Genomic DNA, 12626 nt, shown 5'->3' on the forward strand with positions numbered 1-12626 from the left:
CCTGCCGCGGGTGGACTTCGGGAGACTATCGGCACCATGGTCGAGGGGCGGCCTGGACAGGACAAACGTGACCTGACGCGGTTCCGGTTCGGTTGCGGTGCGCCGTGTACGGCTCGAGGAGCCGGACCGTACGGAACGCACCGCAACTGCGGGCCACCGGTGTCAGGCCGCGACCACGGGCCGGCGAGGCCAGAGGCCGGGCGTCAGGCGACGGGGCGCAGGACGTTGCGGTCGGTGTGGGCGACCGGGCCGCTGGCCACCCGCGCGTGGGCGATCGTGGTGGTCTCGTCGTAGGCGAAGCTGCCGTCGGGGTTGACGGTGATGGCCACCTCGTACAGGGTCGTGTTCGCCGCGCGGGCCAGGTACGGGTTGGACAGGATGCCGTACGTGGTGGAGCCGAGCTCCGCGCGCAGGGTGAAGCTGGTCGCGTCCGGCGCGACCACACCGCCGGCGATCAGGGTCTGCCCGCGGGGCACCAGGAAGCTGCGCATGACGTGGCCGAGCTCGGCGTCCCACAGCCAGTAGCCGAGCTCGGTGTGGAAGGGGTTCTCCTCCCCGAACCGCCACGCGGCCATCTTGTAGTCGAGGCCGTAGAGGTGCTGCGAGCCGTTGTCCACCGGACCGAACGGCTTCAGGGTGACCCGCTCACGGTACGGGGTGGTGATCATCGAACCCTCGACGTTGCCGAAGGCGACGTCGACACCCTGGTCGCCCTCCCACTCGCCGGCCAGGGCCGCCAGCGGCCCCCACTCCGGACCAACCTTCTCCGTCAACGCCGAACCCTCCTAGACTGAAAACACCAGAAACCGGCACAAATCCGCCGGAACATCCCGACACTACGCGGCGAGCCCCCGTAGCTCGCCAGCCCTGACCCACCCGGGCCCCCACCGCCGTCCGGCTGGGCAGCGGTCGGCGGCGGGGGCCGGTCGGTCAGGTCTGCGAGCCGTCGCCGGTGCGGGGGGCCGCGGCGGCCTCGTGCTCGTAGGTCTCCCAGCGGGTGCGGATGTCGCGCTGGGCGAGGTCCTCGAGCTCGGCGACCGCGTCGGGGGCGACCGCGCGGAGCCGGGTGAACCGGGACTCGGTGGCGGCGAACTCGGCGTAGGTCATCGACGGCGTCCGCGAGTCCAGGGAGAACGGCTGCTCGGCCCGCGGGTCGACCCGGTAGAGCGGCCAGTAGCCCGACTTCACCGCCGCCTTCTGGTGCGACAGGCCGTCGGTCATGTCGATGCCGTGGGCGATGCAGTGGCTGTAGGCGACGATGAGCGACGGGCCGGGCCAGCTCGCCGCCTCGTTGAACGCCCGCACCGTGTGCTGGTCGTTGGCGCCGAGGGCGATCTGCGCGACGTACACGTCGCCGTAGGCGGCGGCGATGAGCCCGAGGTCCTTCTTGCGGGTCCGCTTGCCGCCGCCGGCGAACTTCGCGACCGCCCCGCGCGGCGTCGACTTCGACGCCTGCCCGCCGGTGTTGGAGTACACCTCGGTGTCCAGGACGAGCACGTTGACGTTCCGGCCCGACGCGAGCACGTGGTCGAGGCCGCCGAAGCCGATGTCGTAGGCCCACCCGTCGCCGCCGACGATCCACACGCTCTTGTCGACGAGGTTGTCGACGAGCGGGTCGAGCCGGGCGTCGTGCTCGGTGCCGGCGAGGCGCCGGCGCAGCTCGGCGACCCGGGCGCGCTGGGCGAGGATGCCGGCCTCGGTCGTCTGGTCGGCGTCGAGGAGCTCCTTGACGAGCGCGTCGCCGACGACCCCCGCGGCGGCCTTCAGCAGCCGGCGGGCCTCCCGCGCCCGGCTGTCGAGCGCCAGGCGCATGCCGAGCCCGAACTCGGCGTTGTCCTCGAACAGGGAGTTCGACCACGCCGGGCCGCGGCCGTCGGCGCCCGTCGTCCACGGCGTCGTCGGCAGGTTGCCGCCGAAGATCGACGAGCAGCCGGTGGCGTTCGCGACGAGGATCCGGTCGCCGAAGAGCTGGGTGAGCAGCTTCAGGTACGGCGACTCGCCGCAGCCGGAACAGGCGCCGGAGAACTCGAACAGCGGCTGGCGCAACTGCGAGCCGCGGACGTTCTCCGCCGACACGCGCGTCGGGTCGATCGCCGGCAGCGTCTCGTGGAACGCCCAGCCGGCGCGCTCCTCGGCCAGCCGCGGCGCGGCGTCGACCATCTCGAGGGCCTTGTGCTCCCGGTTCTCCTTGCTGGTCGCCGGGCAGACCTTGACGCACAGGCTGCAGCCGGTGCAGTCGTCCGGCGCCACCTGGATGGTCACCCGCAGCCCGGCCAGATCCTTGTCCTTGGGCTGGCGCGACTTGAACGTCGCGGGCGCGTCGGCGAGCAGCGCCGGGTCGAAGGCGGTCATCCGGATCGCGGCGTGCGGGCAGACGATCGTGCACTTGCCGCAGTTGATGCAGAGCTCGGCGTCCCAGACGGGCAGCTCGTGGGCGATGGCGCGCTTCTCGTAGCGGGCCGTGCCGACGGGGAAGGTGCCGTCGACCGGCAGCGCGCTGACGGGCAGCAGGTTCCCCTCCCCCGCCATGATGCGGGCCGTGACCTCCTTGACGAACACCGGCGCGTCGCCGTCGAGGCGCCGGGCCGTGCGCTCCCCCACCGTCCGGCCGGTCAGGTCGACCTGGGCCAGCGCGCCGAGGGAGGCGTCGACGGCGGCGAAGTTGCGCTGCAGCACCGCCTCGCCGCGCTTGCCCTGGGCGATGCGGATGGCGTTCTTGACCGCCGCGAGCGCCGTGTCGGCCGCCAGCAGCCCGGACAGGGTCAGGAAGCAGGTCTGCAGCACGGGGCTGACGATCCCGGGCAGGCCGGCGTCGCGGGCCACCCGGTCGGCGTCGACGACGAACAGGCGCGCGTCGCGGTCGAGCAGGTGGCGCTGCGCGTTGGCCGGCAGGTGCTCCCACACCTGGTCCGCCGGGTACGGGCTGTTGATCAGCACGGTGGCGCCGGTGGCGGCGACGGCGAGGACGTCGACCCGTTCGAGCAGCGAGAACTGGTGGCAGCCGACGTACTGGGCGTCGTCGATGAGCCAGGGGGCGTCGACCGGGCGCGGCGACAGGCGCAGGTGCGACACCGTCATCGAGCCCGACTTCTTGGAGTCGAACACGAAGTACGCCTGCGCGTGCAGCGGGGTGTGGTCGGCGGCGATGCCGGCGGTGGCGCGGGTGGCGCCGACGGTGCCGTCGCTGCCGAGCCCGTAGAACACCGCGCGCCGCACGTCGTCGGGCTCCGGATGGCCATGGTCGTCGACGTCGAGGGAGAGGTTCGTGACGTCGTCGTGGATGCCGACGGTGACCTCGCGGCGCGGCTGGGAGCGGGCCAGCTCGTCGAACACGGCCGCCGCCATCGCCGGGGTGAACTCCTTCGACGCCAGCCCGTAGCGGGCGCCGATGACCCGCGGCATGGTCTGCGACCGCTCGGCGAGCGCGGCGAGCACGTCCAGGCGCAGCGGCTCACCGAGCGCACCCGGCTCCTTCGTCCGGTCGAGGACCGCGATCGAGCGGACCGTCGCCGGCAGGCAGGCGAGGAACGCCGCGCCGTCGAAGGGCCGGTAGAGCCGGACCTGGACGAACCCGACCCGCTCGCCGCGCTCGACCAGTCGGATGACGGCGTCGCGCACCGCCGAGCGGCCCGAGCCCATGACGACGACGACCCGCTCGGCCTCGGGGTGACCGGAGTACTCGAAGATCCGGTACGCCCGCCCGGTGGCGGCGGACACCCGGTCCATCGCCCGCTGCACGATCCCGGGGACGGCGGCGTAGTAGGCGTTGGCCGCCTCCCGGGCCTGGAAGAAGGTGTCGGGGTCCTGGGTGGTGCCGCGGATCACCGGGCTGTCCGGGGACAGCGCGCGCAGCCGGTGCGCCTCGATGCGCTCGGCGGACAGCAGCGCGCCGAGCGTGGCGTCGTCGATCTCGGTGACCTCGTTGAGCTCGTGCGAGGTGCGGAAACCGTCGAAGAAGTGCAGGAACGGAATGCGGGATTCCAACGTGGCCGCGTGCGCGACCGCGGCCAGGTCGTGGGCCTCCTGGGGGGAGGAGGAGGCGAGCATGGCGAAGCCGGTCGAGCGCGCGGCCATCACGTCACTGTGATCACCGAAGATGGACAGCGCGTGCGTGGCGATGGTGCGGGCGGCGACGTGGAGGACCATCGGCGTGAGCTCGCCGGCGATCTTGAACATGTTGGGCAGCATCAGCAGCAGGCCCTGGGAGGCCGTGAACGTGGTCGACAGGGCGCCGGCCTGCAACGCCCCGTGCACGGCGCCGGCGGCGCCGCCCTCGCTCTGCAACTGGACCACCTCGGGGACCGCTCCCCAGATGTTCGCCCGGCCCTTCGTCGCCCAGGCGTCGGCGAGCTCTCCCATCGCCGACGCCGGGGTGATCGGGTAGATGGCGATCACCTCACTTGCCCGGTAGGCCACCGAGGTGGCGGCCTCGTTACCATCGATCGTCTTCTGACCCATACACCCAGAGTCGACGCGGGATGACGCAGCGGCGAGGGACTTCCTTCCCTTCCCGGAAGACGGAAGTTACCGGTAGAAGTCCCTGTTTGAGCGCCTTCGAGGGGCCCTGTCGTCCGGTAGGCGTCGGCAGGCGTCGGCATCGGTGCTGCGCAGGACGCGGCGCCACCCGGGCGGTCGGCGACCAGCGGCGGTGGGAGCCCGGGCGCGGGCCGGCCTGCGGGCCCGCCCCACGGCCGCGGGCCGCCTCGAACCGCACCGCCGATGGCACCACCGGCGGTACGGGCGGATCGAAGGTGCTCACCCGTTGGCGGGAGGGCGACAATGCGGACGGGGTGCACCGACGACGACCAGGACGCGACGACCAGGACGCGACGACCAGGTTGCGACGACCAGGTTGCGACGAAAGGATGCGAGGCGACGTGACCGAGCCAGAGTTCGGCGAGGCGGCCCAGGCGGGATTCGGCGGCCCGGCCCGGCCCGGCGAGCCGCGGCGGGAGTTCGCCGCGATCCACAGCCACGGCCTGGTACGGGTCGCGGCGGCCACACCGCTGGTGGTGACCGCGGACCCGGCGCGCAACGCCGAGGCGACGGTCGCGTTGGCGCGCCGGGCGGACGCGGACGGCGTCGACGTCGTCGTCTTCCCCGAACTCGGGCTGTCGTCGTACGCGATCGACGACCTGCACCTGCAGGACGCGCTGCTCGACGCGGTCGAGCAGGCGGTGGACACGGTGTGCCGGGCCAGCCGCGAGCTCGGGCCGCTGCTGCTGGTCGGGGCGCCGCTGCGCAGGCGCGGGCGGCTCTACAACACCGCGCTGGCGATCTCGCGCGGACGGATCCTCGGCGTGGTCCCCAAGACGTTCCTGCCGAACTACCGCGAGTACTACGAGAAGCGCTGGTTCGCCTCGGGCGCCGGCGTCACCGGCGAGGAGATCACCGTCGCGGGGCGGACCGTCCCGTTCGGCACGGACCTGATCTTCGAGGCGACGGACCTGCCGGATCTCGTCGTCGGCGTCGAGATCTGCGAGGACTACTGGGCGCCCGTCCCGCCGTCGTCGTACGCGGCGATGGCCGGCGCGACGCTGCTGGCGAACCTGTCGGCGTCGAACATCGTCGTCGGGAAGGCCGCCGACCGCGCGCACCTGTCCGCCGCCCAGTCGGCGCGCGCGCTCGCCGCCTACGTCTACTCGGCGGCGGGGACCGGCGAGAGCACCACCGACCTGGCCTGGGACGGGCAGGGCACGATCCACGAGCTCGGGGATCTGCTCGCCGAGTCCGAACGGTTCGCCGACACCCCGCAGCTCCTCGTCGCCGACGTCGACCTCGCCCGGGTGCGCCAGGAGCGGATGCGCACGGGGACGTTCAACGACAGCGCCGCGCTGGCCGGCCGGCCGGAGCAGCGGTTCCGCACGGTCCGCTTCGACCACCGCCCGCACCGCCGCGACGTCGGCCTGCGCCGCCACCAGCGGCGCTTCCCGTTCGTCCCCGACACCCGCGAACGGCTCGACCTCGACTGCTACGAGGCGTTCAACATCCAGGTCCACGGCCTGGCCCGGCGGTTCCGGGCGACCGGCGGGGGCCGGATGGTCATCGGCATCTCCGGCGGCCTCGACTCGACGCACGCGCTGATCGTCGCGGCGAAGGCCTGCGACCGGCTCGGGGTGCCGCGCACGACGATCCTCGGCTACACCCTGCCGGGGTTCGCGACCTCGGCGGAGACGAAGGCGAACGCGTGGGCGCTGATGCGCGCGCTCGGCGTCGAGGCGGCGGAGATCGACATCCGCCCCGCCGCCCGCCAGTTGCTCGCCGACCTGGGCCATCCCGCCGCCGAGGGCGCCGCCGACTACGACGTGACGTACGAGAACGTGCAGGCCGGGCTGCGCACCGACTACCTGTTCCGGCTGGCCAACCATCACGGCGGGTTCGTCGTCGGCACCGGGGACCTCAGCGAGCTGGCGCTCGGCTGGTGCACGTACGGCGTCGGCGACCAGATGAGCCACTACGCCGTCAACGCCGGCGTGCCCAAGACCCTGATCCAGTACCTCATCCGGTGGGCGGTGAGCCACGACCAGTTCGACGAGGACACCGGCAAGCTGCTGACCGCGGTCCTCGACACCGAGATCTCCCCCGAGCTGGTCCCCGCCGACGCCGAGACCGGCGCGATGCAGAGCACCCAGGACCGCATCGGCCCCTACGAGCTGCACGACTTCTTCCTGTACCACCTCCTGCGCCACGGGCTGGCGCCGTCGAAGATCGCCTTCCTCGCCTGGCACGCCTGGCGCGACGCGCTGGCCGACGGCTGGCCGGCCGGCTTCCCCGACGGCGAACGGCATGCCTACGACACAGCGACGATCGTGCGCTGGCTGCGGGAGTTCCTGCACCGCTTCATGGCCTCGCAGTTCAAGCGCTCGGCGCTGCCCAACGGCCCCAAGGTCTCCTTCGGCGGCACGCTGTCACCGCGGGGTGACTGGCGGGCGCCGTCGGACGCGAGCGCCGCGGCCTGGCTCGCCGAACTCGACCGCCACGGCCCGCGGCTCTAGCGCACCCGAGGCAGTGTGCGTGGGAACGGCGCCCCCTGTCTCCTCCACAGGGATAAATCGGACGCCGAACCCTGTGGAAGAACCAGGGAGGCGCTCTCCCAGGCATGGCGCGGTTCCGCGCAACAGCAGCGGTCCGCTGGCGGGGCCGTCGACGTCGAGGTCAACCTGCCGAGGATTCCGCCGATCTTCGCTCCGGCCTGACCTCCGGGTCCGGTCCCTGCAGATCGGCAACGCCGCCGGGTGCGCGGCGGGCGAAGAGGATGGCGAGGCCGGCGGCGGCGGACAGGCCGGCGGCGGCCAGGTAGGCGACGGTGAACGGGACGGCGCGCAGCGCGTCGCCGACGATCGCCGACAGCAGGCTCATCCCGATCACCGCGCCGATCTGGTTGGCGGTCTGCTGCAGCGAGGTGGCCAGGCCGAAACTGTCCGCGGAGGCGGCGTTGCCGGTGATCACCAGCAGCGGCGGCTGGGCGTGCCCGAACGCCAGGCCGCTGACGATCAGACCGGCGATGACCACGGGGAGCTGGTCGTACTGCGTGCCGAGGGCGAGCACGGCCAGGGCGATCGTGTAGACCCCGCCGGCCACGCCCGCGAGCACCCGCGGCGAGATCCAGGCCCCCAGCCGGCTCGCCGACGGCGCGGCCAGCGCGATCGACAGGGTGCGGGTCATCGTCACCAGGGAGGTGGCCGCGACCGACAGCCCGAACACGCCCTCCAGCAGCAAGGGCGTGACCAGGAAGTTGCCCATGTGGGCGGCGCCGAGCAGGAACGAGCTCGCCCCCGCGGCCCGGATGTCCCGCTCGACGAGCAGCACGGTCGGGATGACCGGCATGGCGGTGCGCCGTTCGACCACGACCAGCAGCCACAGCAGCAGCGGGACGGCCACGAGCAGGCCGATCACGATCGGTCGCAGCCCCCAGCCCGCGGCCCGGTTGACCCCGAAGGTCAGCGCGAACGTCGCCGCGCCGAGCACCAGCGCGCCGGTCTTGTCCAGCGTCAGGCTGCGGTCGCCGGCGTCGACCGGCAGCACCTTCACCGCCGCGACCAGCGGGATCAGGGCGATCCCGGCCTGCATGAGGAACAGCGGCCGCCACCCGATCGAGTCGATGACCAGCCCGCCGATCGCGAGCCCGCTGACCGACGCCCCCGACAGCACCCCCGACGCCCAGGCCGACGGCCGCACCCGCTCGTGCGGCGGGAAGGCGTGGAACAGCATCGCGAACGACGCGGGGATCGTCGCGGCACCGGCCACCTGCGCCAGCGCGCGGAAGGCGATCAGCGACACCGGGTCCCAGGCCACCGCGGTCGCCACGGAGAACACCACGGCCAGCACGGAGCCGACGAGGAACGTGCGCCGGTGCCCGCGGATGTCGCCGACCCGGCCGAGGATCGGCATCGCGACCGCCTGCGCGAGCAGCGAGCCGGTCACCGCCCAGGAGATGACGTCGACGCTGCTGTGCAGGTCGCCGGCCACCGTGCGGATCGACACGGACAGCACGGTCGCCGTGAACGTCGTCGCGAACATCCCCGCGAGGCACGTCAGCAGGATGAGCTGCCGGTCCCGGCGCGCGCCGGCCGACTGCGCCCCCTCGCGGGCGACGCCGCCGGCGGCGTGCGTCCGGCCGGCTAAGGGCGCGTCGTCGGTGAGGTCCGCGGCCGGTTCGGCCGGCACGAACGACGGGGGCGACGGTGAGGCCCGCCCCGGGCCCTGGTCCTGCGCAACCACGCTGCTCCCCCTCCAGGCCCGCGGGCCAAACCCTCCGATCGTCAACCGCGGTTGTGCCCGGACGCAACCAGTTGCCCGACCGGCCGTCGCCGGGACGGCCGCCCAAGGCGACAGCGCACCGGGCCCGGCGCAGAAGGCGGAGCCGGCGCAGAAGACGCTGCCGGCTCAGAAGACGCTGCAGTCGGCGGTCGCGGCGGCGGGGCGGTGCAGGCTCTCCTCGGTCGTGCCGGACGCGACGGTCGTCACCGTGGCATCGGTCGGGTCGAACCGGCGGATGAGCACCGGTGCGCTGGTCGAGTCGCCGTACCGGTCGAAGCTGACGTAGCCGTTCGCGCCGGCGAGGGCGCGGTCGCCGCAGGTGCCGTCCAGGACGGCCTTGATGTTCGCGCGGAGCTGGCCCGGCGGCGGGGTGGTGCGCTCGGCGACGCCGATGGCCCGGGCGAGGACCGACATCGCGTCGAAGGCGACGATCGTGTGCCCGGAGACGAGCCGCTGCGGCGTGCCGCGCACCTGCTCCGCCCACTGCCCGGGCACCGCGCTGCCCGTGCCGGTCTGCTCCAGGTAGGACGGCGGGACGTCGCGGGGCTGAGCGAGGCCGAAGTCGGCGAAGTAGAAGGTGTGGCCGTCCTGGTCGCTCCACGCGATCTCCCCCGGGTCGGTCTCCAGCTCCATCGCGTCGTCCCCGGAGATGATCGGCAGGTGCGGGTCCACCTTGCCGCAGGCGGAGCCGGTCAGTGCCTCCAGCAGGGTGCTCACGCTCGTGGTCCGGCCGGTGTAGACGAGCAGGTTCGGCGGCTGCGGCCCGGTGCAGCGCGCGCTCAGCGTGTGGCCGAGGACGCCCGGCACGGTGGGGCCGCCGTCCGCGGCGCTGGCCGCCGCCGCCTGCTCGGAGTCGGGGAAGGGCACGAGGACGGCCGGGGCCGCGTGGGGCAGCCGGCGCAGCTCGGCGCTGACATCCTGGGCGAGGTTGTCGCTGTAGTGGTCGGCGTTGGGGGCCTTGGGGTCGGTGACCACGCCCGCGGAGACGATCAACGGCCGGATCGGCTCGTCGCCGCGCCCCTCCCGCTTCATGATCTCCGGGATCGCCCGGGCGATGACGGCCGCCTCCCGGCGGTTGGTCGGCCCGACCCGGAAGTACCAGTCGAACGCGCGGCGGGTGTGCCCGGGCGGCCCGACGGGTCTGGTGAAGCCGTCGTCGGAGGCGGTGGACGACACGATGGGGATGTGGGTGGTGCCGCTGAGCGTCGCCACCGCCTGCCGGGCGGCCGCGGTGCTCTGGAACAGGCCCAGGACCCCGGCGAGGCCCGCATCGGCGCGGGCCACCGCGTCGATGCGCCTGGCGACGGTGAGCGCGCCGCCCGAGTGCCAGCCGACGTTGGCGACCAGCAGCCGGATCCGGGCCCGGGAGCCGGGAGCGTCCGCGGCGGCGTTGATCGCCGCCTGCGCGAGCTGCGCCCCGCGCAGCTCGTTGAGACCCCCCTGGCCGACGGTCGTCGGCGAGTCGGCCTGCACGCCGCCGGGTCGGGAGTGCAGCCCGGTCAGCGGGGCGGCGACCACCACCGTGTACACCCCGCCCTTGCCGGCGACGGCGGCGTTCTGGTGACCGATCGTGGTCAGCAGCGCGACGAGGTCGGGTGAGGTGGAGTCGAAGGTGTATGCGCCGTCGCTGAACCCGATGCACTGCCCGTCGTGGGATCCCACCCACGTCTCCGCGGCCGGCAGCGCAGTCAGGGGGTCGGCCGGCTGGCAGGCGCGCGACGAGCCCGACCGCCCCACCCCGGCGCCGAGGACCGCCCCGGCGGCGACGGCGACGGCGAGCACCGCCGCGCCGATCACCTGACGAGGGCGGCGCCGCCACCAGACCGGGACTGTCGGCGGGACGAGCGTAGTCCGCTTAACCTCGCTGACGTCGACGACGGGCTCCGGTTCGACCATTTCGTCCGGCTCGTCGGCCTCGATCGGCTCGACGAAACGCAGGTGATCGTCCTCACTGCCGCGCCGAAGATGGGTCAGCGCGCGCGTGACCTGCGCTTCCAGGCTGTCGGCGGTGCGGAAAGTACCGACGGTCACACCGGCGGAACGAAGCCGTGCCCGGAAAGCGTCGACCAGGTCGGGATTGCGGTCGGTGAGACTGCGCGGAATCGGGGTGTCCTCGTGCAGCAGGAACAACAGTCGGGGAATCCCGCTCTCGACCGCCGTGAGGAACTCCAGTTCCGTGTAGGAGACGGCCGTCCGACGCGGCGGGCCCGCCGGCGGGCCGGATCTCCCGGACGGATCTCCCTGCGGCTGACCGGTTGCGGACGCGGCGGCCGCCGCGGTGCCATCGGCGTGCAGGCCGCCGGCCACCAGCGAGCCGTACCGAAAGCCGATGACCCCGATGTACACGTCGCATTCGCGGACCTGTTCCTGGCAGAAGGACGCCGGCAGGCTGCTGACCGCGGGGAAGTCCTCCATGGAGATGGCGATGTGCCCACTGCGGCGCACGGCGTCCACCGCCGCCCGCACGAAGGCCCGGTCGGCCGGGTATGTATTCATGTCCGACGTATGGCTGACAAAGACCCGAAGCCCGGCGCGCACCACGCTCCCCCGCACGTCCTGGAAAGTACCTGACCGGACTGTACTGAAATTCCGTCAGCATCCCGTCCGCAACCCGGCCGCACACCGGACGATGCCGACGCGATGCTGGCGTACACGTCGCGGCCCGACGTGGTGCGCTGGGTGCCGCACGGCGTGCTCGACCGCTCCGGCGTGCTCGACCGCATCCGACGGGCCCGCGCCGAGCTCGACGGCGAGGGGCAGAACCTCGGTCTCACCGTCGTCGAGGCAGCCTCCGGCACGCTCGTCGACGACGTGCTGCTGCGCGGTGAATGGACCGACGAGATCGATTACGCGCTGCTCGCCGACGAAGGGGTCGCGTCACGCAGCGCCGCCAACCGGCGGTCCAGCAGGAGCTGCGGGTAGGTGAGTAGCAGCCAGAGGCTGAACCCCGGCGGGAGGATGCCGCTGAGGCCCTGGCGCCGTTCCAGGGCGTCGGCCAGGGGCCCGGCACCGATCACCGCCGCCGCGTGCCGATCGGCCTGCCGGTCGCCGATGATCCGGAAGTAGCCCCCTGCGCTGGATCCGTTCAGGAACGCCACCCCGGTGAGCAGCGCGGACGCCAGCCAGTTCGCGGCGAGCTGTTCGAACATGAGGGCGAGGCCGGCCCAGACCACGACGGCGACCGGGAACGCGGCGTGGCAGGCGCGGGACTTGGCGCGCCCGAGCTGATGGGCGACGACCGCGTCGAGCTCCGCCGGGCTCAGCGCCGTGACGCTCTCGGCGAGCACCAGGTGGATCCGGTTCGGCACGACGCTGAAGGCGCCGACGCCGAGGAAATCGCCCCGCCGCGCGGGCAGCATCCGCACGTCGCGGACGGGCACCGCCATCGCGGCGCCGACGGCGACGAGCCGGTCGCGGCGATCTTCGGGGCACGGCCGCGAACGCACCCGGACGAGTAGGGGCACGATCAGCAGGGCCAGGACCAGGCGGTACACGGTGTACCCGAGCACGACGCCGAGCTGCGGGGGGATCCCGTGGGCGTCGGCGAGCAGCCACCCGACGGTCGCCACCGGGAGCGCGGCGTACGTCAGCACGGCGGACGCTCTCCGGGTCGAGTTCGGTATGCCGTTCTTCGCCTTGGCGGCCTGGTTGCCGCCCGACCCGTCCTGGTTCTGCCGGCGTCGGGGCACCGGGGTCAGCGGTCCGGGCAGGTCCGGTTCCACGCCGGGGATCGCCACCGGGGTTCCCTTCTCGAGCTCGCCGGCGTCCGAATCCAGCCGGGAAAGGATCGTATCGACTGGTTTGACGGCACAATCCCGCGGATGCGTTATGTACTGATATCAGTACAGTGAGCCCTCGTCCTGGTC

7 protein-coding genes are annotated in these 12626 nt (G+C 73.1%); 2 read left to right on the plus strand and 5 right to left on the minus strand.

Annotated features, from left to right (window positions below):
• Nucleotides 1-203 precede the first annotated feature (203 nt).
• Nucleotides 204-773, minus strand: a complete 570-nt coding sequence (locus AC5R91_RS04820; RefSeq protein WP_495395904.1) for a heme-binding beta-barrel domain-containing protein — start codon at nucleotides 771-773, stop codon at nucleotides 204-206.
• A gap of 157 nt (nucleotides 774-930) precedes the next feature.
• The gene (gene nifJ / locus AC5R91_RS04825; RefSeq protein ID WP_495395905.1) at nucleotides 931-4458 is read right to left on the minus strand and encodes a pyruvate:ferredoxin (flavodoxin) oxidoreductase; all 3528 of its coding nucleotides are present in this window, start codon (nucleotides 4456-4458) and stop codon (nucleotides 931-933) included.
• A 419-nt stretch (nucleotides 4459-4877) separates the two neighbouring features.
• Here nifJ and AC5R91_RS04830 point away from each other — a divergent pair, with 419 nt between their 5' ends.
• Nucleotides 4878-6995, plus strand: coding sequence for an NAD(+) synthase (locus AC5R91_RS04830; protein WP_495395906.1), 2118 nt, complete (start codon nucleotides 4878-4880; stop codon nucleotides 6993-6995).
• A gap of 160 nt (nucleotides 6996-7155) precedes the next feature.
• Here AC5R91_RS04830 and AC5R91_RS04835 read toward each other — a convergent pair whose 3' ends face one another.
• Complete coding sequence (locus AC5R91_RS04835) at nucleotides 7156-8721, minus strand: MFS transporter (RefSeq protein ID WP_495395907.1); 1566 nt, start codon at nucleotides 8719-8721, stop codon at nucleotides 7156-7158.
• A 165-nt stretch (nucleotides 8722-8886) separates the two neighbouring features.
• On the minus strand, nucleotides 8887-11256 hold the full coding sequence (locus tag AC5R91_RS04840; protein WP_495395908.1) for a DUF4062 domain-containing protein: 2370 nt from the start codon (nucleotides 11254-11256) through the stop codon (nucleotides 8887-8889).
• 144 nt (nucleotides 11257-11400) lie between these two features.
• Between AC5R91_RS04840 and AC5R91_RS04845 the strand changes: the two genes are divergently transcribed.
• Nucleotides 11401-11682 (plus strand): hypothetical protein, encoded by a 282-nt coding sequence (locus tag AC5R91_RS04845; protein ID WP_495395909.1) that lies wholly within the window; start codon nucleotides 11401-11403, stop codon nucleotides 11680-11682.
• On the opposite strand, the gene AC5R91_RS04850 is transcribed toward AC5R91_RS04845, so the two are convergent.
• Nucleotides 11607-12497 (minus strand): M48 family metalloprotease, encoded by an 891-nt coding sequence (locus tag AC5R91_RS04850; protein ID WP_495395910.1) that lies wholly within the window; start codon nucleotides 12495-12497, stop codon nucleotides 11607-11609. The genes AC5R91_RS04845 and AC5R91_RS04850 overlap by 76 nt on opposite strands.
• Between the last annotated feature and the right edge of the window lie 129 nt (nucleotides 12498-12626).

It is taken from the genome of Frankia sp. BMG5.60 (assembly GCF_059428125.1).

Bases quoted from the DNA above. Each gene is read 5' to 3' on its own strand.
- AC5R91_RS04840 (WP_495395908.1), bottom strand. From the start codon at position 11,256: ATGAATACATACCCGGCCGACCGGGCCTTCGTGCGGGCGGCGGTGGAC.
- nifJ (WP_495395905.1), bottom strand. From the start codon at position 4,458: ATGGGTCAGAAGACGATCGATGGTAACGAGGCCGCCACCTCGGTGGCC.
- AC5R91_RS04845 (WP_495395909.1), top strand. From the start codon at position 11,401: ATGCTGGCGTACACGTCGCGGCCCGACGTGGTGCGCTGGGTGCCGCAC.